This window comes from Vibrio sp. VGrn 2 (assembly GCF_009361695.1).
Classification (GTDB): Bacteria; Pseudomonadota; Gammaproteobacteria; order Enterobacterales; family Vibrionaceae; genus Vibrio; species Vibrio diabolicus.
In genome coordinates this window covers 252,410-278,829 of the sequence record NZ_RBWD01000004.1, presented here as the reverse complement: position 1 = coordinate 278,829, position 26,420 = coordinate 252,410, and the positions used below count along the sequence as shown (strand labels likewise).

Below are 26,420 nucleotides of genomic sequence, written 5' to 3'. Positions count from 1 at the left end.
CTTGATGCCCAGCAGCTTTTGAAAAAAACTGCGCGGTACGCGTTGTAAGTAAGCACCATGTGTACACACTTCAACTTCCATATTCATGCTGTTTTACATTTGTGCTAATTAATGGGCATAAAGCAGTATAGAAAAAGAATATGTCTAATTGTCGACAGTTTTGCAAAACAGACGAAGTAAAGTGGCGATATGAGAGGTAAGTAGAGTTGCTAGTTAATTATTATGTTTATCAATAACTTTGTGTGGGTTGTTCTATTATTTCAATAGGTTGAATCATTCATTCAATAGTTTAGGTAATAAAAAAGCGACGTTGATTTCGTCGCTTTTTTCAATTTTCGTGAATTAAATATTAAACAGCTTTTTGGCATTTTCAGTCGTTATTGCATCGATAGTTGCGACATCGACATCACGCAAGTCGGCAACACGTTGTGCAACGAGAGAAGTGTAGGCTGGTTCATTACGCTTACCACGGTGCGGTACAGGCGCTAAGTATGGACAATCGGTTTCTAAAATGACCCACTGCATATCCAAATGTGGAATGACTTTATCCATCCCGCCATTCTTAAAGGTCGATACGCCACCCAAGCCTAAGTGGAAGCCTAGCTCATTGATTGCTTGCGCTTCTTCTAAGCTGCCTCCAAAACAGTGGAATACACCACGCAGACGACCATCTTGCTCTTGTCTTAGCAAAGTGAGTGTTTCTTCAATCGAATCACGAGTGTGGATAACGACTGGTAAATCCATCTCTTTTGCCCAGTTAAGTTGAGCTACGAACGCCATCTCTTGCTCGGCGCGATAGGTTTTGTCCCAATACAGGTCGATACCAATTTCGCCCACCGCAATAAACTTGTGTTTCTCAAACCAGCCGCGGATGATTTCCAACGTTTGCTCAACGTTGTTATCCACATAGCAAGGGTGGAGTCCCATCATTGAGTGGCACACGTCAGGATATGCCGCTTCGGTTTGTAGCATGGGCTCAATAGAGTCCAGATCGATGTTTGGCAACAGGATTTTATTAATGCCTTGCGCTAAGGCGCGTTGTACTACTTCATCGCGGTCGTTATCAAATTCGCTGGCATAGATGTGCGCGTGGGTATCGATCATCGTTACTCTCTGTGCTTCATGGTTGGTTTCGTATTCGAAGTATACTTGAGTGTGAGTGCTGGGTCATTTTCAGTTTTTTTCATTACCTTTTTCCAGATTGTCACTCGCAACATGCATCAAGAGTGATATGATTTTGTTCACCAGATGATTTGATCATCATAACCGTCCAGACAAGGAGAAAATGGTGTCTGTATCAATTCAAGGTCCATTCCCTGCACGCCGTATGCGTCGTTTACGTAAGCACGATTTTAGTCGTCGTTTGATGGCTGAGAACCAACTTTCTGTTAATGATCTGATTTACCCAATGTTCATCCTAATGGGTAAAGATCGTCGTGAGAGCGTGGAGTCCATGCCGGGTGTAGAGCGTTTGTCGATTGATTTAATGCTAGAAGAAGCGCAATACCTTGCAAATCTAGGCGTTCCAGCAATCGCGCTTTTCCCTGTCGTAAACCAAGACGCTAAAAGCTTATGTGCTACTGAAGCCTACAACCCAGAAGGTTTGGTCCAGCGAGCAGTACGTGCGCTTAAAGAACATATTCCTCAAATCGGTGTGATCACAGACGTGGCACTTGACCCATTCACGACGCACGGCCAAGACGGCATCATCGATGAAGATGGCTACGTAATGAATGATGAAACCACGGAAGTACTGGTTAAGCAGGCTTTGTCTCATGCAGAAGCGGGTGCTGACGTAGTCGCGCCTTCAGACATGATGGATGGCCGTATTGGTAAGATCCGCGAAGCATTAGAAAATGCGGGCTACATTCATACACAAATCATGGCTTACTCGGCTAAGTACGCGTCGAACTACTACGGGCCATTCCGTGATGCGGTTGGCTCTTCTTCAAATCTAAAAGGCGGCAACAAGAAAAACTACCAAATGGACCCAGCAAACATTGACGAAGCGATCCATGAAGTGGCGCTAGACATCAATGAAGGTGCGGACATGGTGATGGTTAAACCTGGTATGCCATACTTAGATGTAGTTCGCCGAGTTAAAACCGAACTTCAGGTACCGACGTTTGCTTATCAGGTGTCTGGTGAGTACGCGATGCATAAAGCGGCGATCATGAATGGCTGGCTCAAAGAGCGCGAAATTGTGATGGAATCACTACTGTGCTTCAAACGTGCAGGTGCTGACGGCATCTTAACGTACTTTGCGAAAGATGTGGCTGAGTGGTTGGCAGAAGAGAATGCACAAACTGCTCAACACCTAAATCGTACTCCGGAAGCGACTGAAGAGTAATTATCGCTCAGTGAGAAACACCAGACCAACAAGAGTTGTTCGTCTGTATATACCCAAGTAACCTCAGGCGGATTACAACAGTAACAATCCAAGGTGCTTGGGTATTTTTATTTTGGAGAAGAGAACAATGACAATGCTGATTCGTGAAGGCACATTGGAAGAAGCACTTCAAGTTGTGGCACGTGTTACCGAATTTTCGAAAGGAGAAACGGTAGATTCCATGACTCAACGTTTAGAAGAGAAAAACAGTTTAATCCTCGTTGCAGAAAAAAATGGCACGATTGTCGGCTTCAAAATAGGTTACGAATTAGAGGATGGTGTTTTCTATAGCTGGTTAGGTGGTGTCGTTCCTGAGGCTCGAAATGAAGGCGTGGCACAATTACTTTTGGAAGCACAAGAAGATTGGGCGGCTGAGCAAGGCTATAACACGTTAAAAGTGAAATCTCGAAATCAGTTTCCTGCTATGCTTCGATTGTTATTGAAAAATGGCTATATCATTGAAAAATTTGAAGAAAAAATTAACCTTCGTGAATCTCGAGTTCATTTCATTAAAGCGATGTGAAAATAAATGATATTTTTTCTCATTTAACTGTTGACTACGAAATGAGAATCATTATTATTAAACCTGTCTTAGGGAATGAGGAAGAGTTCACAAGGACGTTGAATGACTTATTAACAGAAGTTGATTAACTGAAAGTTGAGAAGTGATGAAACATTTTTCCGAGAACTTGCACGAATTCTTTTTGACACGACATTGCTCACATTGCTTCCAGTGTAATTTATAGCTTCTTGGTTAAGCTGCTCTATTTACAGAATTTGCTTTACCACTTCTGCTAGGCGACCCCATTCGGGTCGCTTTTTTCTTTTCTACGATTTCTATTTGACGTCACTATTCGTATTTTTTCCACACACGATGATCATTTAAGGATCGTTGATCTTCTCGCTGTTTTATAAAATAAACATTTAAAAACAATAGCTTAACGTGTGTGTTTTTTGTGTTTTCTATCATTGGATAACCAGTGGATAATTTCTATAAACAGAGTTATCCACAGGGTGAGGTTATCTTCGTGAATAAAATCGAAAAATTTACGCGACCTAGATCGAGCGAACAAGATAGATTCGGATCAGCAGTCATGGCATCCTAGGCAGATCTCTCAAGTACTGAATTGGATACAGACAATTATGGCAAGTATTCCTGAAAATCCGTTGATCCTTATCGACGGCTCTTCTTACCTATATCGCGCTTTTCACGCCTACCCGGGCACCATGAGCAATGGTGAAATTCCAACGAATGCCGTTTACGGTGTCGTGAACATGTTACGCAGCATGATGCGTCAGTTTGCGTCTGAGCGCATCGCGGTGGTTTTCGATGCGAAGGGAAAAACCTTCCGTGATGATATGTATGCAGAATACAAAGCTAATCGTCCGCCAATGCCGGATGATCTGCGTTGCCAAATTGAACCATTGCACAATGTTATTCGCGCGATGGGTTTACCACTGATCTGCGTTCCTGGTGTCGAAGCAGATGACGTCATTGGTACGTTGGCGCATCAAGCATCACAAAAAGGCATGCCTGTATTGATCAGTACTGGCGATAAAGACATGGCGCAGTTGGTGGATGATAATATTACCTTGATCAACACCATGACGAACGTCGTGATGGATCGTGAAGGTGTGGTTGAAAAGTTTGGCATTCCACCTGAGTTAATCATCGACTACCTAGCGCTGATGGGCGATAAAGTAGATAACATCCCTGGTGTACCAGGCGTGGGTGATAAAACAGCGACCGCACTACTGCAAGGTATTGGCGGTCTGACTAAGCTGTATGAAAATCTCGATGACATTGCTGCGCTCGGTTTCCGTGGCTCTAAAACCATGGCGAAGAAGCTCATCGATAACAAAGAAAATGCCATGCTGTCGTACGAGCTCGCAACCATTAAATTGGATGTTGAACTTGAAGAAACGCCAGAATCACTGCTGAAAGCGGAACCAAATAAAGACGAACTGGTGAAGCTGTATGGTCAACTGACGTTTAAATCTTGGTTGAACGAATTACTTGAAGGTGGTTCTGGGTCGGTAGAAGCTGTTGAGCTTGCTGGCTCTGCTCAAGCCTCTGCTTCTCATGCCGAGATGGAAACTTCCGCAGTGACAATCGACCGCAGCCAATATGAAACGATTCTGGATGAAGAAACCTTCAATGCGTGGCTAGACAAACTTCAAACGGCCGAGTTGTTTGCGTTTGATACGGAAACCGACAACCTAGATTACATGCTAGCGAACTTAGTTGGTTTGTCATTCGCTGTCGATGAAGGTATTGCCGCTTATGTGCCTGTTGCACATGACTACCTAGATGCACCTGAACAGCTTGATCGTGATTGGGTTCTAGAACAGCTTAAGCCAATTCTTGAAGATGCAGCGAAAGCAAAAGTTGGTCAAAACTTAAAGTATGATGCGTCTGTATTGGCTCGTTATGACATTGAGCTAAAAGGTATCAAGCACGACACGATGTTGGAATCGTACATTTACAACAGTGTCGGCGGTAAACACGATATGGACAGCTTGGCGCTTCGCTTCCTACAACATAGTTGCATTTCTTTTGAGCAAATTGCAGGTAAAGGCAAAAATCAGCTTACGTTTAACCAAATCGAGTTGGAACAAGCATCGCCATACGCGGCAGAAGATGCGGATGTGACCCTTCGTCTGCACAATCGCTTGTTTGCGAATATCGAGCAGGATGAAAGCCTGAAGACAGTGTACGAAGAGATTGAAATGCCGTTGGTGCCAGTTCTTTCGCGCATTGAACGCACCGGGGTCTTTATTGACGAAATGAAGCTGAGTGCGCAGTCGGTCGAGATTACCGCTCGCCTTGATGAGCTTGAAAAGAAAGCGTATGAAATTGCAGAGCAAGAGTTCAACATGAACTCGCCAAAGCAATTACAAGCCATCCTATTTGAAAAAATGGGTTTACCGGTGGTGAAGAAAACGCCATCAGGTACACCATCGACGAATGAAGAAGTTCTGCAAGAACTCGCGCTAGATTACCCACTGCCAAAATTGATTTTGGAATATCGCGGTTTGGCGAAGCTTAAATCGACGTACACGGATAAGCTGCCGAAGATGATCAACCCAACAACAGGGCGTGTGCATACTTCTTACCATCAAGCAGTAACCGCAACAGGTCGTCTATCTTCTACCGATCCGAACTTACAAAACATTCCAATTCGTAACGAAGCCGGCCGTCGTATTCGCCAAGCGTTTGTCGCACCATCTGGGCATAAGATCTTAGCGGTCGACTACTCGCAAATCGAACTGCGCATCATGGCGCACCTTTCTGGCGACCAAGCGTTATTAGATGCCTTCCGTGATGGTAAAGACATTCACGCGGCAACTGCGGCAGAAATTATGGGTCTGGATATTGAACAAGTATCGAGCGAGCAGCGTCGTCGTGCTAAAGCCGTTAACTTCGGGCTTATCTATGGCATGAGTGCATTTGGTTTGGCGAAGCAGCTTGGTATCCCTCGCGGCGAAGCACAAGCCTACATGGATAAATACTTTGAGCGTTACCCTGGCGTTATGCAGTACATGGAAGACACGCGCAGCACGGCTGCAGATAAGGGCTATGTCGAAACGATTTTTGGTCGACGTTTGCATTTACCAGAAATCAAATCGCGCAACGGGATGCGTCGTAAAGCTGCTGAACGTGCGGCAATCAACGCACCGATGCAAGGTACGGCTGCGGACATCATTAAGAAAGCGATGCTGTTGGTTGATCAGTGGATTCAGGAAGAAGGCAATGGCCGTGTGAAGTTGTTAATGCAAGTACACGATGAATTGGTCTTTGAAGTTGAAGAGTCATCATTGTCCGAAATTGAAAGTAAAGTACAGAAATTGATGGAATCTGCAGCAGAGCTAAAAGTACCGTTGGTTGCAGAAGCAGGGCACGGTGACAACTGGGATCAAGCTCATTAGTCACTTTTAGACCAAAATAACCAATTAATTATGAGCCAGCGCACAAACGCTGGCTTTTTTTTGCGATTAAAAAAAGCTAGCGCAAAGTTAACTTTGATGTTGCTTAATAAAAATTTCATGAAAAAAAACTACAAAAATTCTTTGCAATTCTGACCAATTGTTGTACATTAATACTCGTAGGGTACAGAGGTAAGATGTTCTATCTTTCAGACCTTTTGTTTCACGTTATTGGATTAGGCTGATTCAGCCGCCCCAGTCAGCTTTTGACTGGGGCGTTTTTTATTGGGCGAAAGAAAATTTTTCTTTTTGTTCAATGTGTTGGGTTGGTAACGACTTGTCTTTATATTTCTCCCACCTTTAACCTATTGTCTACACTCCAATTTTCTTCAAAAACTCGCAAACTATTCAGTCTGTAAATTTATGCCAATCACACTATGATTTTTTCTTGAAGGAAACTAAGTTGACGTGAAAGTGGGTAGGTTTCTGTCTAACTTGTTGAATTGTATTTTCTTTATTGGTTATGGTTGTGAGTTAATTAAGCGAAAGCTAAAGTTGGGTGGCTTTTTAAGCTATTGAAATCATCCGATAGTTCAGCAATGCTTCGTCACATAACAATAATTACCAATTTTTCTCTCCCGTTATCCCTGCCAGGAAGGTGGGGATTTTTATTGCCTGTTATTTAGCTCAGATAAACAAAAGCCCCACCAAATGGTAGGGCCGTGTCGAAAAAATTTAACAAATATTGTTAATTATTCTTCGTCGCTTGCTGGGGTATCCAGTTCGCCTTCTTCTATCAGGTGTGCGAGCGCCGGTGCAAACCAGGTATCCAGTTTTGCACGCAGCTGATCAACGCCTAATCCTTTAAGGGAAGAGAACACATCAACGGAAACGTCGCCACCGAAAGTTTCCACCTGTTTGCGAACTTTCAGCAGGGTTTGTTTGCGTGCGCCACTTTTTAGTTTATCTGCTTTGGTTAGCAAAACTTGCACAGGAATGTGGCTATCGATGGCCCAGAAAATCATTTGCTGGTCGAGATCTTTCATTGGATGACGAATGTCCATCAGAACCACTAAGCCTTTTAGGCACTCGCGTTTCTGTAGGTATTCACCCAAAGATTTCTGCCATTTGTTTTTCATCTCTACCGGTACTTGAGCAAAACCGTATCCAGGTAGATCGACAATGTGACAACCTTCTTCTACTTTGAAAAGGTTGATTAATTGCGTACGACCAGGTGTCTTTGATGTCTTGGCTAAGCTTTTTTGATTAGTTAGACGGTTAAGTGCACTCGATTTACCAGCGTTTGAGCGTCCTGCAAACGCAATTTCGACACCTTCGTCTTCCGGTAGGTGACGAATATCGGGTGCGCTGGTGATGAAATGCGTATTTTGGTAATGAATTTTTACGCTCACTGTTAACTCCATCTCGACTTTGTGTAGTCGATTGATTACTTTTTTGTGAAAATGTGTAAAATAACCGTGCTCGGCATAAGGTCGCCTATTGTACCATGAGTGTACGCGGTATGTTCACATTCCGTGGTACTGGAAGCTTGATAATTATAATGGAATGTCATGAAGAAATTAGCGCTAATTTTGAGTCTTTTAGCCAGTTGCTCAGTATGGGCCCAAGGTAATATTGAGGCTGGTAAAGCAAAATCACAAACCTGTGTCGCCTGTCACGGAGCAGATGGCAACAGTGCAATAACAACGTACCCGAAACTCGCAGGCCAACACGCTAAGTATCTTGAGAAGCAGTTAAAAGAACTTAAGCTAGGCATGACAAGTGGTGGTAAACAAGGTCGTTACGATCCTGTAATGAGTGGTATGGCAATGCCACTGAGCGATGAAGATATCGCAGACCTATCTGCTTACTACGCTTCGCTACCAGTTTCAGAAAACTCAACACCTGAAGATGTGGTAGCAAAAGGCAAAACGCTTTATACCGCTGGTGATGCCGAGCGTGGCCTAACCGCATGTATTGCATGTCATGGTCCTCGTGGCAATGGTACAGAGCTTTCAGGTTTCCCTAAAATTTCTGGTCAGCATGCTGACTACATCAAAGCTCAGCTAGAAAAATTCCGTGATGGCGACCGTGGTAATGATATGAATGCCATGATGCGCGACATCGCGAAGAAAATGACAGACGAAGATATCGAAGTGCTGTCTAAATACGTTGGCGGTCTGCACTAATATACCTAAATCGCTCAAGATCCTGCATCTTGAGTTTATTGGGTAGATGTCCCTACATCGTTCGAGCAACTTATACAAAAATGCCCTAGTGAATTCGCTAGGGCATTTTTGTTCGTGACAAATATCACAGTCGACTTTGAGTTCGAAAGCGATAGTTAGCTCGGCAGTTTGTGAGAGATTTGCCATACTTGATGTTGGCTTTTTCTTGTTAGTGTTTTTAAGTTTTTGATTAAATGATAATTTTGATATTTTTAGAAAATAGGCGGATTATTTTTTCAACCCATTACTTGTGAGCATCGCGGGATGGCGTAAAGTAGAAGTCGTTCACAGGGGGTGAATGTAAGGATTTTAGACCACGGTTTAGGTCTCCAAGGATGTAGCTCGGATGCTTGGTGATTTAGAAAGGGATTTAGATAGGTAGGGAGCCTATCTGATAAGGATGGTCATCTCGTCTGACGGTTAAGACAGTGAAACGGATCAGGCACAGGAAGTTGCTCAGTAGACAGGAAGTAAACGGATAGCCAAAACTCATCAGGAAGATGAAAAACAACTCTTTTTGGCAGGGAAAGCTCGAAAAACAAAGGGATCATTGGTGCACCAAATGTGTGCAACACAGTTTCGCCACTTGATGGCACTTAGAAAGCGACAGTCTGACTGTCGCTTTTTTTATATTCTTTTCCCTTGGTAAGTCGCAATCTGAATTACGATTACTGCACTTATTTACTTCGATGGGTTGTAAACAAAGTTTTTTAACAAAAATTGCTGAAAAAATGCTCAGTAACACTCCAATCTGAGTTCACTTTCTGGTATGTTTCGCATCCCTGTTTGAGGAAGTCAGCATGCATACCTGTCCTTTATGCCAAAATCAGCGTACTCACCACTATTTTGAAGATAAGCGACGTGAATATCTTCAATGTGAGCAGTGCTGTTTGGTGTTTGTGAATCCAGACCAACGTTTGGATGCGGAAACCGAAAAAGCTCACTATGATTTGCATGAGAACAACCCTGAAGATTTAGGTTACCGACGCTTTTTGTCGCGTATTGCTGACCCGATCACAGAGCGAATTTCTCCACAATCAAATGGTATCGACTTTGGTTGTGGTCCTGGCCCAATGCTCTCCTTAATGCTGGAAGAGGCGGGGCACAACATGGCGTTGTACGACCTCTACTACCACCCTGATACGTCGGTTTTAGAAAAAACGTATGACTTCATGACAGCAACAGAGGTGATAGAGCACCTCTACCACCCAGATTTGGTGTGGAAGCAATGGTTGAATTTAGTTAAGCCAGGGGGCTGGATAGGCCTGATGACGAAAATGGTCATCGACGTGGAGGCTTTCAAATCATGGCATTATAAGAACGATCTCACTCATGTAGTGTTCTTTAGTCGTGACACGTTCCAGTTCCTAGCAGAGCGGGATAAGCTCGAACTCGAATTTATTGGTAATGATGTAATTTTACTGAGGAAACCCCAGTAATGAGCCGTAGTAAAAAATCTAGAAAGCCAGGTGCCGCTGGCGCACCTGAGTTTGTTGTAACTCGTAACCGTACAGAATCTGATGTGGAAGGCCGCCTACGCAAGCGTGCTAAAAAGCGCAAAGGCTTGAAAACGGGTAACCGTAACTCAGAGGTTAATGAGCAGAAAAAGCAAGCTGCTGCACAAAACCGCGACCCGCGTTTAGGCAGCAAAAAGAAAATTCCTCTGGTTGTTGAGCCTGCGAAGAAAATGACGAAGCAAGAGCGTCGTTTGTCGGCAGAGCAAGAACTAGAGATGCTAGAAAATGACGCGCAATTGAACGTGTTGCTAGACCGTATTGAAGCGGGTGAAAACCTAGGCACAGGTCTACAGAAATACGTCGATGAGAAGCTCGACCGCATTGAGAAGCTAATGGACCAACTAGGTTTGTTGGAACCTGAAGAAGAGGAAGACTTCACTGCTCCTGCTGAGAAAAGCACGCGCAATGATGATGACTTGCTGGCAGATTTCGACGACATTAACTTCGACGACTACAAAGGATAATTAAGCTATGAATGTAACCTTATTAGCTATTGCTGGTGTTGTGATTATCATCGCACTTGCTTCTTATGCAGGTTACCTTCTGCTTCAATTGAAAAAGCAAAAGGAATTGCAGCTAAAGCATCAAAAATTGGCGATAGATAAACGTAACGCCAACATTTTTGAGAATGTGCATACCTTGTGTCAGGCGGGTATTCAAGGCCAATGCGATTTATCTGAAATCAGTATTCGTGTGTATAACATCATGGATTATGTACAAGGTGAAGACCGTGTCGATTTTGATAAAACGTACCCTGCAATTTCTGAGCTTTACCATATCGTGAAAGATATGGCGCGTGGTGAAGAACGCCAACAACTTGCCAAGAAAGAGCGTATGCAACAGAACTTGACGCGTCATAAAGCGGAAAGCCGCCTCACTGATGCGATCATTGAGGAGCTCAAAGTGTTGCAGAAAAACGTCCAGCCACTGAATAATCAAATCAATATTCAGATGATTTAATAGTTACCCCCAATGGTTTCCTTATGACTGCTGGGGGTATCGTGATCACGCTAGCACTTCTTTAGTTTTATACTTAAAAAGCCAGTCGGCGTTGCCACGCTTGTCATCGTCGTATGGCAAAATAGCGGCTCTGAATATCGGGTGACGGCTTTCGTTGCCCTAGCATTTAACGGAAAGTACCACCATGTCGAATCAACACACTGAATCGAAGCAGCAAATCGTCTGGGATCAAGCGGTATTGGATAAGTACAACTATTCCGGTCCTCGCTACACGTCGTACCCAACGGCGCTGGAGTTCCATGAAGCGTTCACCATTTCTGATTATGATATGGCATGCACTCAGTACCCAGACCGCCCATTATCGCTGTACGTGCACATTCCGTTCTGTCACAAGCTTTGTTACTACTGTGGTTGTAATAAAGTCATCACGCGCCACTCGCACAAAGCGGACGAATACCTCGATGTACTTGAGCATGAGATTCGTCAACGTGCAGCCTTATTGGTGGGCAGAACGGTAACGCAATTGCACTTTGGTGGTGGTACGCCAACGTTCCTTTCTGAAAAGCAAATTACACGCGTAATGAGCCTGTTGCGCCAAGAGTTTACCTTTAGCAGTGATGCTGAAATCAGTATCGAAGTTGACCCGCGTGAAATTCAGATCACCATGCTGGATCACCTGCGTAGTGAAGGCTTTAACCGCTTAAGCATCGGTGTTCAGGACTTCAACAAAGAAGTGCAAAAACTGGTGAACCGTGAGCAAGATGAAGAGTTCATCTTTGCGATGGTTGCGCGCGCAAAAGAGTTGGGTTTCCGTTCGACAAACCTAGATTTGATCTACGGCTTGCCAAAGCAAACCAAAGACTCTTTTGCCAAGACGTTAGAACAAGTACTGGAAATGCAGCCGGGCCGTCTGTCCGTGTTTAACTACGCGCACATGCCACAGCTATTTGCAGCGCAGCGTAAGATTAAAGACGAAGATCTGCCTAAAGCAGAAGAGAAGATGGCGATTCTGCAAGATACCATCGCGACACTGACTGGCGCGGGCTATCAATTTATCGGCATGGACCACTTTGCTTTGCCGGACGATGAGCTTGCCGTTGCCCAGCGCGAAGGTATTTTGCATCGCAACTTCCAAGGCTACACCACACAAGGTGAATGTGATTTGGTTGGCTTTGGTGTCTCTGCAATCTCGATGATCGGCGATGCATACGCGCAAAACCAGAAAGAGCTGAAGAAATACTACGCTCAAGTCAACGAACTTCGTCACGCACTGTGGAAAGGGGTCTCGCTGGACTCTGATGATTTGCTCCGTCGCGAAGTGATCAAGCAGCTGATTTGTAATTTTAAACTAGACAAGAAAGCGATCGAGTCTGAGTTTAAAGTAAAGTTTGATCAGTACTTTAAAGAAGATTTGCAGCTACTTCAGACCTTCATCAACGATGAGCTGGTGGAAGTGGATGACAATGAAATTCGTGTGACGCTGCGAGGTCGTTTGCTGATCCGTAATATTTGTATGAGCTTCGATAAGTACCTGCGAGCGAAGGCGCGTCAGCAACAATTCTCTCGTGTTATCTAATCATAGACGCCGATTCAAGATATAAAAAATGCCAGCAGATGCTGGCATTTTTTTATGTTTTCGCTGGATTTAAGCGCGATCTTTTACTTTTGCTTTCAGTTCCGCTTTTTCTGCTTCTGAAAGGAACGCAATCTCAAGGCCATTGATTTGTGCTTGGCGAATCTGGTCTTGGCTCAGACCAGCTGCTGGTGCCGCTACTTCGTATTCGTATGGCAGTTCGATGCCTTCTACCGCTGGATCGTCAGTGTTCAGACACGCAAGAACGCCATGCTCTAGGAACTGTTTGAGAGGGTGGTTTTCTAACGTTTCTACCGTGCTTGTTTGGTAGTTTGATGTTAGGCAAGACTCAATACCAATGCGGTTTTCTGCTAGGTAATCCATCAGTTTTGGATCGTGGATCGCTTTTACGCCGTGACCGATACGAGTTGCGCCCAGCTCATTGATTGCTTGCCACATGCTCTCTGCACCTGCTGCTTCACCAGCATGAACCGTTACCCCAAGGCCAGCGTCGCGTACTTGTTTGAAGTGAGACACAAAGCGATCGCCCGGTTGGCCCAGTTCGTCACCCGCCAAGTCGACGGCAACGATGTGATCTTTTTGGCTCAGAATACCGTCCAGTTCTTGTTGGCATGCGTCGGTGCCAAATGTGCGACTCATGATGCCGATCAGGTTGGCTTTCACGCCAAAATCGCGCATACCCGCTTGCACACCGTCCACGACTGCTTCAACAACACCCGCTACTGGTAACTTGTGTTTCATTGCCATGTAGTATGGTGAGAAACGCAGTTCAGCATAATCGATTTGAGCGTTTAGTGCGTCTTCCACGTTTTCGTACGCCACACGACGACACGCATCTAGGTCGCCCAGTACCGCAACACCCCAGTCGAGCTTAGAAAGGAAAGCTACAAGAGAGGGTTCCGCTTCGACAATTTGAACGTGAGGAGTGAGAGACTCAATATCGTACGCTGGCAGAGCAATACCAAATTTTTGGCCAAGCTCAAGAATCGTTTTAGTACGAATGTTACCGTCGAGGTGGCGGTGCAAATCAGTAAGAGGAAGGTTCTTCGTTATCATTATGTCGATCCGGATAGTTATGAACTGGAACAGGGCCCAAACATCATCTGTGACAATACATGGGTAAGATTTGCAGTTAAGTATAAATAACAGTTAGGTAGATTGTCAGTAGAGGATGACTAGGAAATCAACGATTCTCGCTCTTTTTTACTTCATGTTAACCAAATGTGTTGGCCACTCTTCTAGTGGCATTGGACGGCTGTAATAGAAGCCTTGCACTTGGTTGCAGCCTAAAGAGCGTAGTAATTGTGCTTGATTGCTATCCTCTACGCCTTCTGCGACGACATTGGTTTTGAGGCCCGCGGTGATATTGATGACCGCAGCAACGACCGAACTGTCTAAGTTTTCTTGCGTGAGTTGATTGATGAAGGTGCGATCAATCTTCAAACAAGTAAATGGCAGTGAGTGAAGATAACCCAGTGATGAGTAACCGGTACCGAAATCATCGATCGCGATACCAATCCCCATATCACGCAGTTTGGTCATATTTTCCAGTGTGGTTGGTGCGCTATCAATAATGCGCGACTCGGTGATCTCCAGTGTTAGGTTACTGGCGGGTAATTTTGTGATATCCAATACGTTGGTCACCGTATCGACAAAATCAGGGCAGGACAGTTGATTAACGGAGATGTTCACATGCAGTTGGAAGTCTGATGGCCACTGATTACTTTGAATGGCTTGGTATGTATCGCGGCAAGCTTGTAACAGAATTTGTTGGCCAATGGCTTTGATCATGCCGCTTTCTTCTGCGATTGGAATAAAATCTAATGGTGACACCATTCCTGAGTCACTGTGCCAGCGCGCCAGCGCTTCTGCGCCACACACATTACCACTAGCGAGATCCACAATAGGTTGATAATGAGGGACAAACTCTTGGTTTTCGATGCCAGTTTGAATCTTAGTCAGCATTTGGGTGCGGAACTTTGAAGCGCTTGCCAGTTCAGGGCTGTAATGACAGACACCGGTCAGTGAGTCTTGCTTGGCGTAGCTTAATGCGATGCTGGCGTTGCGAAGCCACAGCGGCATGGTTTCATTTGGTTGGGTTTGCACAATGCCAAGTGAAATCTTCATCACTACATTCTCACCTTCCACCATAAATGGGGTGGAAAAGAGTTGCTGTAATCGACGCTCGGTTTGTTTAACTTGGGCTTCAGTATCGGCGTTTGAGAGAAACACTGCGAACTCATCACCGCCAATCCGAGCCAGTAACGCGTTATCACTAAACTCTTGTTTTAGCCTTTCTGCGATGCTGACCAACAGTTGATCACCGTTATGATGACCCACACTGTCGTTGATATCTCTAAATTTGTTGATACCAAGTAAAAATAAACTGCCGTGGCACAGGTGAGATTGGTTCTCACAGATTTCGACCAAGCCCTGACGACTGTATAAGCGTGTCAGAGAGTCATAAACCAACTGCTCACGCAACGCTTTAAATGAGGCTCTGAGGTTACTCGTCATCTCATTAAAGGCATGCACAAGTACCGTTGTCTCATACACATAACCAGGTTTTGGCATACTGCTGTCCCAATCGCCATTCGCAAGGTGTTGGGCGGCGTCGGCCGTCGCGTTAATCGGTCTGGTGACTCGGTTGAAAATGATCCAACTGATGGCGATACCAAATAAGCTGACGATAAACCCGACCAGCCAACTCTTTTGTTGGCTTTTCGGCAATGTACCCAGCAACTCGGATTCAGATATAGAGGTGCCAATAAACCATGTTAAACCGTTTTGATCTCGGTATGGGGTTAGTCGGCTGAAAATACGTTGGCCGTCATGCTCAAATGAAAAGGTGTAAGGTTGCTTAGTATTGTTGAGATCAAACGACCGAACGCGGCTCGCACTGATTTTGATGATCGGATCTGCGTTTTCAGCCGCAAACAAACGCTGCCCTTTATCAGAAAACTTTGTGCCCCATGAGATAACGCTTCCCGGGCCTGAGTGAGCGATTAAACGATGCTCTGGGTCCATGATGTAGACCGAAGCTTTGGTGTTGTATTTTAACTCACGTAGAAATTCGTTAAATGTGTTGATGCGAATGTCTGTCACCAACACGCCAGCAAATTGGTCGTGTTTATACACCGGTGTCATGGCTGACAGCGTAATATCCTGGCGTTCATCGGCATTCGTATAAATCTCAGACCACATCGAGGTTTGAGTCTCTGCGACGGGCGTATACCATGGGCGAGTGCGAGGATCGTATGGAGAGATAACCGTTCGAATGCTATTACTCACATGGTTGGTGCCATAAATAATCAGATCACCATCGGTATATCGATCTTGAACCATTAAGGTGTAATCGTCGGAAAGCTCGCGGCGGAACCCGGCAAAGTCACCGCTTTCTGAACCAAATGCGATGACATCCAACTGCGGTATCGATTGGTAAAGGTTTTTGAATGCACTCAGCAGGTAGCTTTGAATATCTGAGGTGTCGTGAGGGTGATAAAGGTTGTGATAGCTGACGTTATGTGCGAGAGCCATAACTGCAGTAAACGGCTTGCGCAGATAGCTATTAAGGTGGTCGTGGACACTTTCGGTTAACACGGAAAGTTGTTTGTCGCTGATATCTGTGACCACTTCTTCGTAGCTTTGTTTTTGGACGTAGACAATGACACCGATCGCCAGTAAGAAGATCATGACAAATGGAATGAGAACAGCGGTACGCAGTGTAATTTGAGTCGTAGCAGTAGACATTGCCTAATCACATAGATGGTGGTGCGCCACAATTGTACTGATATTTTTGTTAATATCGAGTGACAAACGACTCTCGTTGTTAACGCACCACGTAAGTGATTGTCAGTACAATTCTTTTAATTTTCTGGTAAGCGTGTTTCGCCCCCAGCCTAATACTTTAGCGGCATCTTGCTTGTGACCTTTAGTGTGCTCCAAAGCGGCCTCTAATAAAATGCGCTCAAATTCTGGTAAAGCATAAGAAAGCAGTTCTTTATCTCCTGCCGCGAGTGATTGACGTGCCCAATCCGCCAATTGTTCTTGCCAGCTGCCATGCTCAGAGTCCGAAATGGATTTTTTCTCTTCGAGCAGTTCGCTTGGTAAGTCGTTTGGCAATACCTCGCTACCACTGGCCATGACGGTTAACCAACGGCAAATATTCTCTAATTGACGCACGTTGCCCGGCCAATCAAGGCGGTTAAGAATTTCAACGGTCGACGGATGCAGAGTTTTGGTTTCGACCCCCAGCTCATCAGCCGCTCGGATAAGAAAATGCTGCGTAAGTTTTTCGATGTCCTGCTTACGTTCACGCAATGCCGGAATCTGCACTCGAATCACGTTCAAGCGATGGAATAAGTCTTCACGGAAATCGCCTTCATGCACCAGCTTTTCTAAATTCTGGTGTGTTGCCGCGACAATCCTTACGTCGACGCTGATTGGGGAGTGACCGCCCACTCGATAAAACTGTCCGTCGGCCAGAACACGCAGCAAACGGGTTTGAATATCTAACGGCATGTCACCGATTTCGTCTAAAAATAGGGTGCCGCCATTGGCTTGTTCGAATCGACCCTGACGAACATTGTTCGCCCCGGTAAATGCCCCTTTTTCATGACCAAACAACTCTGACTCAATCAGATCTTTGGGAATCGCCGCCATATTGAGTGCAATAAAAGGTTTGTTGGCGCGAGGACTATGGCGGTGCAACGCATGAGCAACGAGCTCTTTACCCGTGCCCGATTCACCGTTAATCAATACTGAAATTGAGGAGCGAGAAAGACGACCAATGGCGCGAAATACTTCTTGCATGGCTGGCGCTTCACCGATGATTTCTGGCGTTTCCGCAGGAATGTCTTCTGGAGAGAGTTGCTCACGTTTATTTTCGTGACTGTGTGCAATCGCTCGTTCAACCAGAGTTAAGGTTTCATCGATATCAAAAGGCTTTGGTAAGTATTCAAAGGCGCCTTTTTGGTACGCATTCACTGCCGCATCCAAATCTGAGTGGGCGGTCATGATAATCACGGGAAGGTCTGGGTAATCGCGCTGTACTTGTTTTAGCAGCTCTAATCCATCAATGCCCGGCATGCGAATGTCCGATACCAGCACATCTGGTACTTCGCGTTCGAGCGCCATCAAAACGCTTTCCCCATCGGCATAGGTTTCGCATTTTATGTTGGCAGAGGAGAGCGTTTTCTCCATCACCCAGCGAATGGAACTGTCGTCATCAACGACCCAAACATATCCTTTACTCATGTAGTAATCCTTGCAGAAAACCGAAAAATTGATGCGACTTGAAGTCCATTAGCGCAATCAGATCGGCAAATAAATAGTAAATGTTGTGTGACCAGGCCAGCTTTCTACGTCTATTTTTCCATTGTGCTGGTCGATCAAATTTTGTGAAATAGACAGCCCTAAGCCAGTTCCTCCCTCGCGGCCACTGACCATGGGATAGAACAGCGTGTCTTGTAATTCCGGTGGAATGCCTGGGCCGTTGTCTGTGATTTCGACACGCGCAGCGAGTTTACAGCGTTTGCCGTGAATATTAGCTTGATGCACCGTTCTGGTGCGAATGGTGATTTTACCGTGTTCTTGATGGCTAAGAATTTGCGCTGCATTACTGACGATATTAAGCATCGCCTGTTCGATTTGGTCCGCATCCATCAAAATTTCTGGCAAGCTCGGGTCGTAATCGCGTTCAATCACGATTGAACGTTGCGATTCTAATTCAACCAACTGGCGAACCTTTTCCAGAATTTGATGCAAGTTTTCTTGTGTCTTCTTACCTGGCTTTTGTGGCCCGAGTAATCGATCAACGAGCGCTCTTAAACGGTCGGCTTGCTCAATAATGATGTGCGTATACTCGGTGAGAGAAGGCTCTGGCAGCATTTTTTCTAGCAATTGCGCTGCACCACGTAATCCACCTAGCGGGTTTTTGATCTCATGTGCAAGCCCTCGGACTAACAGTTTCGCCGCTTGTTGTTGGGCGTGCTGGTTCAGTTCTTGAGAGAGTCGGCGCTGCTGATCAATTTTGCGCATCTCGACCAGAAGCATCAACTGCTTTTGCCAAGTGATTGGGCTAACTGTCACCTCTAGCATTAAGGGGCGGCCATCAACAACGAAAGTGACGTCACTGTCGGTGATGCTTTGGCCACTTTGCAATGGTTGAGTGAGCAGCGCGAGATCCAGCGACGCATGTTGAATCAATTGAGAAAGCGATTGTTCAACAATACGTTTCGCGCTTTGAGAAAACAGCAACTCGGCAGCCGGATTGGCATAACGGATAGCCAATCCATCATCAAGAATCAGCGTTGCTGTCACCATGTTGTTGAGAATGGCACTAGGAAGACTGGTATCCACATTACGTCCTTGTTTTGCTTTAAGATTGTGCGTTGCACAATAATGGTGCAATTGAACGTTAAGTATGGCGAATAAATCTCAGAAGAAAAAGTGAAAAGCGCCGCAGTGATGCTATTTTTTCACCAGATATTCTATTTTGCCCCTTTTACGGTCGGCTTAACACTTGCTCTATGTAAATGCACCGTTATAGGGCTAGTAGATGCAATAAGCTTGCCGCTTCTTTTCGCGTGCACGGCCAGTGTGTGGGTGCCTCGGTCAATATTGTTTAACTGCCACGTCATATGGCTTTGTGGCGCACCATAAGGTTTTCCGTCGAGCAGCAGTTGTAACTGTTCGCCGATACCAAGCTTGCGATTGGTTTCCAGTTGAATATTGATGATGCCTCGGTTGCTGCGGATGGTTTCGTTATGTTGAGGAGTCAGCATCGAGAGCTTTAATGGGAGAGGTTTATCGGTTTTCTTTTCCGGCTTGTCTTGTGGCTCTTTCGATGGCTTGGTCTGAGGGGCGAGTGATTCCGTGCTTTCTACCTTAGGAGCGGGTGCGCTGGCTTCAAGGTTTGGCAGCGCGATGGCTTTTGCACCTTGGTTTGGCGTATCACTAAAATGAACCACGCCATTTTTATCTACCCATGTATAAGCAACCTGCGCTGATGCGATGGAGGCGATTAACAATCCGCTGAGAGCACATAGCGATGGAATAAGCTGAACTTTCATTGCTCACCTTCTTTTGATCGATGATTTCACGTTTCAATGGCTTAGCTCTTTGACCCATAAGGTAAAAAGTCCAAGCGTATTTTTATTATCCCCTCATGTTAAACGTCGAATCTTGACTGACGAATACAAAAAAGGCCCGCCTGCGAGGCGAGCCTAATATTTTGTTGCTGTGTTTACATTTTACACAGTGTCGACCTTATACAGAGTAGTAAAGTTCGAACTCAACTGGGTGAGTTGTCATGTTCACGCGCTCTACGTCCTGAGATTTCAGCTCGATGTAAGAGTCGATGAAGTCGTCAGAGAATACACCACCCGCTGTTAGGAATTCACGGTCAGCATCTAGCTCTGCTAGTGCGTCTTTCAGTGAGTATGCAACCGTTGGGATTTCTGCTGCTTCTTCTGCTGGTAGATCGTAAAGGTCTTTATCCATTGCTTCGCCTGGGTGGATCTTGTTCTTAATACCGTCAAGACCAGCCATTAGCATTGATGCAAAGCATAGGTATGGGTTAGCCGCTGGGTCACCGAAACGAACTTCGATACGACGTGCTTTCGGGCTTGGTACCACAGGGATACGGATTGAAGCAGAGCGGTTACGTGCAGAGTAAGCAAGCATAACTGGCGCTTCGAAGCCTGGTACAAGACGTTTGTACGAGTTTGTTGATGGGTTAGCAAATGCGTTGATTGCACGAGCGTGTTTGATGATACCGCCAATGTAGTAAAGCGCCATTTCAGATAGACCGCCGTACTTGTCACCAGCAAATAGGTTTACACCATCTTTCGCTAGAGATTGGTGAACGTGCATACCGCTACCGTTGTCACCAACAAGTGGTTTAGGCATGAATGTTGCCGTTTTACCAAACGCGTGAGCAACGTTGTGTACAACGTACTTGTAGATTTGGATTTCGTCAGCTTTGGTTGTTAGCGTGTTGAAACGAGTTGCGATTTCGTTTTGACCCGCTGTTGCCACTTCGTGGTGGTGTGCTTCAACAACAAGACCCATCTCTTCCATTACTAGACACATAGCAGAACGGATATCTTGAGATGAATCCACTGGAGCTACAGGGAAGTAACCACCTTTAACGCCTGGACGGTGACCTTTGTTACCTTCTTCGTAATCAGAACCTGTGTTCCATGCTGCTTCTACGTCATCGATCTTGAAGAAAGAGCCTGACATGTCAGTCGCGAACTTCACGTCGTCAAATAGGAAGAATTCTGGCTCAGGACCGATAAGTACAGTATCTGCAACGCCAGTAGAGCGCATGAAGTCTTCAGCGCGTTTTGCGATAGAACGTGGGTCACGGTCGTAGCCTTGCATTGTTGCCGGCTCTAAGATGTCACAACGGATGTTGAGTGTTGCGTCTTCCGTGAATGGGTCAAGCACAGCAGAAGATGCGTCAGGCATCATTACCATGTCTGATTCGTTGATACCTTTCCAGCCAGCAACTGATGAACCATCGAACATTTTACCTTCTTCGAAGAAGTCTGCGTCGATTTGGTGAGCAGGGATCGAAATGTGCTGCTCTTTACCTTTTGTATCAGTGAAGCGTAGGTCAACAAACTTAACTTCGTTTTCTTGGATCAGCGATAGAACGTTTTCTACTGACATCTTGGATAACCTCCAGTGTTAATAAGCGGTAAAAGCTCGATTTATGAATTATTCATGAAACCTGGCATTGATTAATCAATTTGACTTTTCATTAATCGATGCTGTTTTAACTAAAGCCAAAACCGTGCCAAAAAAAATATTCCATTAATTTCAAGCAATTGTGTTTTTTGGCGCTAGCTTGGTGCAGATGATTGCACCAAAATGATCTTTAATTGCACTATTATGGTGCGGAAAATTATTATTGCACCATAATGTGACAGGCGCATTGCTTATTCAGCCCAGTTTTTGAGCAAGAGTCAATTTGAATTATGCATCGATTGGAATAAAGTTGTGTTTAATCAATTCGTTCTGAGGAAGAAAATGGGCATTAAGCGTAAAAATCGCAGAAATGCTCGGGAGTAGATCACATATTTCTAGGCTTTTTGCTAAAATCTGGTACATTATGGCCGTTTTTTTAATCAGCAAATGTCGCCAGAGAGCACCCGTTCTCAGCGTGGGGGCATTTCATCTATCTAAGTGAATCAATATCCATGGCTACTCCACAGATTGATAAATTAAGAAATATCGCGATCATCGCGCACGTTGACCACGGTAAAACCACGTTGGTTGACAAGCTGCTACAACAATCAGGCACGCTTGAGTCTCGCGGTGAAGCTGAAGAGCGAGTCATGGACTCGAACGACATTGAGAAAGAGCGCGGTATTACCATTCTTGCTAAAAACACAGCAATCGACTGGAACGATTACCGTATCAACATCGTAGATACTCCGGGACACGCGGACTTCGGTGGCGAAGTTGAACGTATCATGTCGATGGTAGACTCTGTACTACTTATTGTTGACGCGGTTGATGGTCCAATGCCTCAAACGCGTTTCGTAACACAAAAAGCGTTTGCTCATGGTCTAAAACCAATCGTTGTTATCAACAAGATTGACCGCCCTGGCGCACGTCCTGATTGGGTTATGGACCAAGTGTTCGACCTATTCGACAACCTAGGTGCTTCTGACGAACAGTTAGACTTTAAAGTGGTTTACGCTTCTGCTCTTAACGGTTGGGCTTCTCTAGAAGAAGGCGAAACTGGCGAGAACATGGAACCGCTATTCGAAACTATCGTTGGCGAAGTAGCTGCACCAGAAGTTGACCTAGATGGTCCACTACAGATGCAAATCTCTCAGTTGGATTACAGCTCTTACGTTGGCGTTATCGGCGTTGGCCGTGTAACTCGTGGTAGCGTTAAGCCAAACCAGCAAGTAACGGTTGTTGGTGCAGACGGCAAAACTCGCAACGGTAAAGTGGGCACAGTAATGGGCTACCTAGGCCTAGAGCGTCACGAAGTTGAGCAAGCTAACGCGGGTGATATCATTGCAATCACTGGTCTTGGCGAGCTTAAAATATCTGACACTATCTGTGCACAAAACGCAGTAGAAGCGCTACCACCACTGTCTGTTGATGAACCAACAGTAACGATGACGTTCCAAGTAAACACGTCTCCATTCGCGGGTAAAGAAGGTAAGTTCGTAACGTCACGTAACATCCTTGAGCGTCTAGAGAAAGAACTGGTACACAACGTTGCACTACGCGTTGAGCAAACAGACGATCCGGACAAATTCCGCGTATCAGGTCGTGGTGAACTTCACCTATCTATCCTGATCGAAAACATGCGTCGTGAAGGCTTCGAGCTTGCTGTATCTCGTCCAGAAGTAATCATCAAAGAAGAAGATGGTCAGCTATTGGAACCGTTCGAAACAGTAACTATCGACGTGATGGAAGAGCATCAAGGCGGCATCATGGAGAACATCGGCCTACGTAAAGGTGAGCTGAAAGACATGTCTCCAGACGGTAAAGGCCGTGTACGTATGGACTTCGAAATGCCATCTCGTGGCCTGATCGGTTTCCAAACGGAATTCATGACACTGACTTCTGGTTCTGGTCTTCTTTACCATACGTTCGATCGCTACGCGCCACACAAAGGCGGTAACATCGGTCAACGTGTAAACGGTGTACTGATCGCGAACGCGATGGGTAAAGCGCTAACTAACGCGCTGTTCAACCTGCAAGAACGTGGTCGTCTATTTATCGGTCACGGTGTTGAAGTTTACGAAGGTATGGTTATCGGTATTCACAGCCGTGATAACGACCTAACGGTAAACGCACTGAAAGGTAAGCAGCTAACCAACGTTCGTGCATCTGGTACCGATGACGCACAGGTTCTTACTCCGCCAATCAAGATGACTCTTGAGCAAGCACTAGAATTCATTGATGACGATGAGCTAGTAGAAGTAACGCCTGAAAGCATCCGTATTCGTAAGAAGTTCTTAACGGAAAGCGATCGTAAGCGTGCTTCTCGTGGCGCGAAATAATTTTCGTTAAGCGATTCAATTAAGAAGAAGCCCTGAGTTATGCTCAGGGTTTTTTGTATCTAGAGAATGAACATATCAGCATGAAGCCAATTGTGATTACTGGTGGCCCAGGTGCGGGGAAAACCACCCTACTGAATGCATTAGAGCGGCAAGGGTATGCGACGTTTGCAGAGAGCTCTCGTACGCTGATTGAACAGCAAAACCAGTTAGACGACGGTATCTTGCCGTGGACGAACCTGCCTGAGTTTGCTCAGTTATGTCTCGACTTGATGAGCAAACAAAAGCGTGAGGCCCAAGCTTATGATGTTGCGTTTGTTGATCGCGCGATCCCAGACATCATTGCTTACTTACAAGTGGGCGGTTGTAAGGTTGACCAAGCTTTCTTAACTGAAAGTGCTGGGTACCATAGTCAGGTGTTTACTTGTCGACCTGAAGCATCCATTTACGTGCAAGATGAAGTGCGTCCACACAGCTTTGAAGAAGCATTGGAGATTCATCAATCCTTAGTGGATATCTATGTTGAGTTGGGCTATGAAGTGGTAGAAGTGCCATGGGGCAGCGTGCTAGAACGAGTAGGCTTTGTTCGAAGAGTCATCGGTTTAGTTGGTGAGGTCACAGACTAAAACCTCCTCGCTAGGAGGAGGTTTGAATCATTTACTTTTGATTGAGCTTTTGCAGGAATTTATCAGACTCTGCAATCGCTTCGTTCATCTGTTTGATGGCAAACTGAATGTCTTTCTCTAGACTAGAAAATTCACCTTGTAGAGAGCCAATCGCACTCGCGTTAAGGTTGTGTTTCAAGTACAACGTGTTGTCGCGCAGTGTATTTAGTACAGGCGTCATCTTTTTCTCTGCACGCTTCATTGCGCTAAGCATGGTTTTGTACGAAGCTTTGGTTTCACGTAGCTTTTGTTCGCTTGAACGGCGCAATTTCGCGCTCGAGTACAGCTCTAGTTCGTCTTGCCATTCATTAAACAGTGCGCCGGAAACGTCTTCAATCGCAGCAATGCGGTCACGAACGTCTTGCGCCGCTTTTTCGCTGTCTTCGTACTTGTCATTGATTTTGTTGTAGACACTTTCTAGCTCACCACCATCAAAATTAGTGATCGCAGATAAGGCTTCGAGCGCACTGGTGAATTCTTCTTGTGCATCTTGTTGAGATTCTTTGGCATCTTCAACGCGGTCGACCATAATATCTCGTTTATGGTACCCAACTTGCTCCATCGCTGAGTAATAAGCAGATTGACACCCTGTTAAAGTGAAAATTGATAGTACAATTGCTAATAAATAAGGCATTCTTATGTCCTCGACGCTAATTATGGGATGAACTATGAACCAGTTATCAGAGAGTTACAAGGCAAGATTAATCAATCTACTGCCAAGTTGCGTCGCGTTTTTTAAGTATCTTCTTAAGCGATTAACGCATGATCGCGTCAATGTGAACGCGGGCTATCTTGCCTACATTACCTTGTTATCCATCGTGCCAATGCTGACGGTATTGTTATCAATATTGTCGAAATTTCCCGTTTTTGCGAACGTCGGTGAGGTGTTGCAAGGCTACATTATTGAGAATTTTGTTCCGGCATCTGGGGAAGCTGTACATACGGCATTGCAGGAATTTGTGGCGAATACGGGCAAAATGAGCGCGGTTGGCGGTGGGTTTTTATTCATTGCTGCAGTCATGCTGATTTCGAACATTGATAAGAACTTAAACTACATTTGGCGAGTTAAAGATAAGCGCCGTTTAGTCTTTTCATTCTCTATGTATTGGATGGTACTCACGTTAGGGCCGATCATGGTCGGTGCGAGTATCGCGGCGACATCGTACGTGACCTCACTGCAAATTTTAGAGAACGAGACATTATCTGGTGCGTTCAATCTGTTTTTACGTTGGTTACCGCTGTTGTTGTCTTTTTTCGCTTTCCTTGGCTTATATATTCTGGTGCCGAATAAAAAAGTGCACCTGGCTCATGGCGCGATGGGGGCAGCAGTCGCTGCGATACTGTTCGAATTAAGTAAAAAGGGCTTTGCACTCTACATCACGCAGTTCCCCTCTTATCAGCTCATTTACGGCGCGTTAGCCGCGATTCCTATCTTGTTTGTTTGGGTGTATTTATGCTGGATGATCGTGTTATTGGGTGCGGAAGTCACAGCTGCGCTTGGTGAGCGAGAGCACTGGAGTGAAGATTTAGACATGATACACTCGACCGCTGAATCTCAGTTAACAGATGAAGGAAGCGAGAGTAGTGATAGCGCTAATTCAACGAGTCAGTGAAGCTGCCGTCCGTGTGGATGGTGAAGTCGTAGGGGAAATTGATCGTGGTCTGCTGGTCTTATTAGGAGTAGAGAAAGACGACGATGAGGCCAAAGCAAAACGCTTGATGGAGCGTGTTACGACCTACCGCGTGTTCGAAGATGGTGAAGGTAAGATGAACCTGAATGTCAAACAGGTAGAAGGCAAAGTGCTGGTGGTTTCTCAATTTACGTTACCTGCGGATACAAAAAAAGGCACTCGTGCTGGCTTTTCTCGCGGTGCGCATCCTGCTGATGCTGAGCGCTTGTATGATTACTTTTCTGATTTATGTGAACAAGTTTTACCCACACAGCGTGGCCGCTTCGCTGCCGATATGAAAGTGTCCTTAGTGAATGACGGTCCAGTGACGTTTTGGTTGCAGGTCTAGTCTGGTAACACAAGCGCCATGGTCTAAGCTTTAACTCCAAGCTCATGGAATTGGCTTGGAGTGATTTTCCCGACATTTATTAGTG

General features: G+C 45.4%; 21 protein-coding genes. 12 read left to right on the top strand and 9 right to left on the bottom strand.

The annotated features are described in order from the left end of the window. Nucleotides 1-342: 342 nt before the first annotated feature. Complete coding sequence (locus tag D8S93_RS09920) at nt 343-1,104, bottom strand: TatD family hydrolase (RefSeq protein WP_046874158.1); 762 nt, start codon at nt 1,102-1,104, stop codon at nt 343-345. Between the two features lie 184 nt (nt 1,105-1,288). On the opposite strand from D8S93_RS09920, the gene hemB reads away from it, so the two are divergent. The 3 genes from hemB (at nt 1,289) to polA (ending at nt 6,319) form a co-directional block, all read left to right on the top strand. Beyond that, the gene (hemB, locus tag D8S93_RS09910) at nt 1,289-2,350 is read left to right on the top strand and encodes a porphobilinogen synthase (protein ID WP_031777176.1); all 1,062 of its coding nucleotides are present in this window, start codon (nt 1,289-1,291) and stop codon (nt 2,348-2,350) included. A 127-nt stretch (nt 2,351-2,477) separates the two neighbouring features. Beyond that, on the top strand, nt 2,478-2,912 hold the full coding sequence (locus D8S93_RS09905) for a GNAT family N-acetyltransferase (protein ID WP_193621595.1): 435 nt from the start codon (nt 2,478-2,480) through the stop codon (nt 2,910-2,912). 620 nt (nt 2,913-3,532) lie between these two features. Further along, entirely contained in the window at nt 3,533-6,319 is a 2,787-nt protein-coding gene (gene polA, locus D8S93_RS09895) for a DNA polymerase I (RefSeq protein ID WP_006741776.1), read from the top strand. 749 nt (nt 6,320-7,068) lie between these two features. Here polA and yihA read toward each other — a convergent pair. Then, nucleotides 7,069-7,728, bottom strand: a complete 660-nt coding sequence (gene yihA, locus D8S93_RS09890; protein ID WP_005394452.1) for a ribosome biogenesis GTP-binding protein YihA/YsxC — start codon at nt 7,726-7,728, stop codon at nt 7,069-7,071. A gap of 159 nt (nt 7,729-7,887) precedes the next feature. Here yihA and D8S93_RS09885 point away from each other — a divergent pair, with 159 nt between their 5' ends. The 5 genes from D8S93_RS09885 to hemN all read left to right on the top strand — a co-directional run bounded on the left by D8S93_RS09885 (nt 7,888) and on the right by hemN (nt 12,597). Further along, complete coding sequence (locus D8S93_RS09885) at nt 7,888-8,505, top strand: c-type cytochrome (protein ID WP_005379248.1); 618 nt, start codon at nt 7,888-7,890, stop codon at nt 8,503-8,505. An 839-nt stretch (nt 8,506-9,344) separates the two neighbouring features. Next, nucleotides 9,345-9,983, top strand: coding sequence for a class I SAM-dependent methyltransferase (locus D8S93_RS09875; RefSeq protein ID WP_193621594.1), 639 nt, complete (start codon nt 9,345-9,347; stop codon nt 9,981-9,983). Continuing rightward, nucleotides 9,983-10,525, top strand: a complete 543-nt coding sequence (yihI, locus tag D8S93_RS09870; protein WP_005394455.1) for a Der GTPase-activating protein YihI — start codon at nt 9,983-9,985, stop codon at nt 10,523-10,525. Before D8S93_RS09875 ends, yihI begins: the two co-directional genes overlap by 1 nt. Nucleotides 10,526-10,532: 7 nt before the next feature. Next, on the top strand, nt 10,533-11,021 hold the full coding sequence (locus D8S93_RS09865) for a DUF2489 domain-containing protein (protein WP_005379254.1): 489 nt from the start codon (nt 10,533-10,535) through the stop codon (nt 11,019-11,021). A gap of 184 nt (nt 11,022-11,205) precedes the next feature. Beyond that, nucleotides 11,206-12,597 carry an oxygen-independent coproporphyrinogen III oxidase gene (hemN, locus tag D8S93_RS09860; protein WP_048624602.1) on the top strand — a complete coding sequence of 464 codons (1,392 nt, stop codon included), beginning with the start codon at nt 11,206-11,208 and terminating at the stop codon, nt 12,595-12,597. A gap of 69 nt (nt 12,598-12,666) precedes the next feature. Here the strand turns inward: hemN and add are convergent, their stop codons facing one another. The 6 genes from add to glnA all read right to left on the bottom strand — a co-directional run bounded on the left by add (nt 12,667) and on the right by glnA (nt 21,294). After that, nucleotides 12,667-13,671 carry an adenosine deaminase gene (gene add, locus D8S93_RS09855; protein ID WP_005395038.1) on the bottom strand — a complete coding sequence of 335 codons (1,005 nt, stop codon included), beginning with the start codon at nt 13,669-13,671 and terminating at the stop codon, nt 12,667-12,669. Between the two features lie 147 nt (nt 13,672-13,818). Then, the gene (locus D8S93_RS09850) at nt 13,819-16,365 is read right to left on the bottom strand and encodes an EAL domain-containing protein (RefSeq protein ID WP_152812974.1); all 2,547 of its coding nucleotides are present in this window, start codon (nt 16,363-16,365) and stop codon (nt 13,819-13,821) included. A 102-nt stretch (nt 16,366-16,467) separates the two neighbouring features. After that, nucleotides 16,468-17,871: a nitrogen regulation protein NR(I) gene (gene glnG, locus D8S93_RS09845; protein ID WP_005395036.1), complete on the bottom strand. Its 1,404-nt coding sequence runs from the start codon at nt 17,869-17,871 to the stop codon at nt 16,468-16,470. A 57-nt stretch (nt 17,872-17,928) separates the two neighbouring features. Then, the gene (gene glnL, locus D8S93_RS09840) at nt 17,929-18,975 is read right to left on the bottom strand and encodes a nitrogen regulation protein NR(II) (protein ID WP_005395035.1); all 1,047 of its coding nucleotides are present in this window, start codon (nt 18,973-18,975) and stop codon (nt 17,929-17,931) included. A gap of 131 nt (nt 18,976-19,106) precedes the next feature. Next, on the bottom strand, nt 19,107-19,688 hold the full coding sequence (locus D8S93_RS09835; protein WP_145533313.1) for a DUF4124 domain-containing protein: 582 nt from the start codon (nt 19,686-19,688) through the stop codon (nt 19,107-19,109). A 196-nt stretch (nt 19,689-19,884) separates the two neighbouring features. Beyond that, entirely contained in the window at nt 19,885-21,294 is a 1,410-nt protein-coding gene (gene glnA / locus D8S93_RS09830; protein ID WP_005395023.1) for a glutamate--ammonia ligase, read from the bottom strand. Between the two features lie 530 nt (nt 21,295-21,824). Here glnA and typA point away from each other — a divergent pair. Further along, a complete protein-coding gene (gene typA, locus D8S93_RS09825; protein ID WP_152812970.1) occupies nt 21,825-23,654 on the top strand; it encodes a translational GTPase TypA in 1,830 nt (609 codons plus the stop codon). 80 nt (nt 23,655-23,734) lie between these two features. Beyond that, on the top strand, nt 23,735-24,277 hold the full coding sequence (locus tag D8S93_RS09820) for an AAA family ATPase (protein ID WP_152812967.1): 543 nt from the start codon (nt 23,735-23,737) through the stop codon (nt 24,275-24,277). A 31-nt stretch (nt 24,278-24,308) separates the two neighbouring features. Here the strand turns inward: D8S93_RS09820 and D8S93_RS09815 are convergent, their stop codons facing one another. Then, nucleotides 24,309-24,950, bottom strand: coding sequence for a DUF2959 domain-containing protein (locus D8S93_RS09815; protein ID WP_006741783.1), 642 nt, complete (start codon nt 24,948-24,950; stop codon nt 24,309-24,311). A 34-nt stretch (nt 24,951-24,984) separates the two neighbouring features. On the opposite strand from D8S93_RS09815, the gene D8S93_RS09810 reads away from it, so the two are divergent. Together D8S93_RS09810 and dtd are read left to right on the top strand one after the other, a co-directional pair. Then, on the top strand, nt 24,985-25,929 hold the full coding sequence (locus D8S93_RS09810; protein ID WP_005379281.1) for a virulence factor BrkB family protein: 945 nt from the start codon (nt 24,985-24,987) through the stop codon (nt 25,927-25,929). Then, nucleotides 25,901-26,335: a D-aminoacyl-tRNA deacylase gene (dtd, locus tag D8S93_RS09805; RefSeq protein WP_319802977.1), complete on the top strand. Its 435-nt coding sequence runs from the start codon at nt 25,901-25,903 to the stop codon at nt 26,333-26,335. Before D8S93_RS09810 ends, dtd begins: the two co-directional genes overlap by 29 nt. Nucleotides 26,336-26,420: the final 85 nt, after the last annotated feature.

Bases quoted from the DNA above. Each gene is read 5' to 3' on its own strand.
- D8S93_RS09920 (WP_046874158.1), bottom strand. From the start codon at position 1,104: ATGATCGATACCCACGCGCACATCTATGCCAGCGAATTTGATAACGAC.
- D8S93_RS09905 (WP_193621595.1), top strand. From the start codon at position 2,478: ATGACAATGCTGATTCGTGAAGGCACATTGGAAGAAGCACTTCAAGTT.
- polA (WP_006741776.1), top strand. From the start codon at position 3,533: ATGGCAAGTATTCCTGAAAATCCGTTGATCCTTATCGACGGCTCTTCT.
- D8S93_RS09885 (WP_005379248.1), top strand. From the start codon at position 7,888: ATGAAGAAATTAGCGCTAATTTTGAGTCTTTTAGCCAGTTGCTCAGTA.
- D8S93_RS09875 (WP_193621594.1), top strand. From the start codon at position 9,345: ATGCATACCTGTCCTTTATGCCAAAATCAGCGTACTCACCACTATTTT.
- yihI (WP_005394455.1), top strand. From the start codon at position 9,983: ATGAGCCGTAGTAAAAAATCTAGAAAGCCAGGTGCCGCTGGCGCACCT.
- D8S93_RS09865 (WP_005379254.1), top strand. From the start codon at position 10,533: ATGAATGTAACCTTATTAGCTATTGCTGGTGTTGTGATTATCATCGCA.
- hemN (WP_048624602.1), top strand. From the start codon at position 11,206: ATGTCGAATCAACACACTGAATCGAAGCAGCAAATCGTCTGGGATCAA.
- add (WP_005395038.1), bottom strand. From the start codon at position 13,671: ATGATAACGAAGAACCTTCCTCTTACTGATTTGCACCGCCACCTCGAC.
- D8S93_RS09850 (WP_152812974.1), bottom strand. From the start codon at position 16,365: ATGTCTACTGCTACGACTCAAATTACACTGCGTACCGCTGTTCTCATT.
- glnG (WP_005395036.1), bottom strand. From the start codon at position 17,871: ATGAGTAAAGGATATGTTTGGGTCGTTGATGACGACAGTTCCATTCGC.
- D8S93_RS09835 (WP_145533313.1), bottom strand. From the start codon at position 19,688: ATGAAAGTTCAGCTTATTCCATCGCTATGTGCTCTCAGCGGATTGTTA.
- glnA (WP_005395023.1), bottom strand. From the start codon at position 21,294: ATGTCAGTAGAAAACGTTCTATCGCTGATCCAAGAAAACGAAGTTAAG.
- typA (WP_152812970.1), top strand. From the start codon at position 21,825: ATGGCTACTCCACAGATTGATAAATTAAGAAATATCGCGATCATCGCG.
- D8S93_RS09820 (WP_152812967.1), top strand. From the start codon at position 23,735: ATGAAGCCAATTGTGATTACTGGTGGCCCAGGTGCGGGGAAAACCACC.
- D8S93_RS09815 (WP_006741783.1), bottom strand. From the start codon at position 24,950: ATGCCTTATTTATTAGCAATTGTACTATCAATTTTCACTTTAACAGGG.
- D8S93_RS09810 (WP_005379281.1), top strand. From the start codon at position 24,985: ATGAACCAGTTATCAGAGAGTTACAAGGCAAGATTAATCAATCTACTG.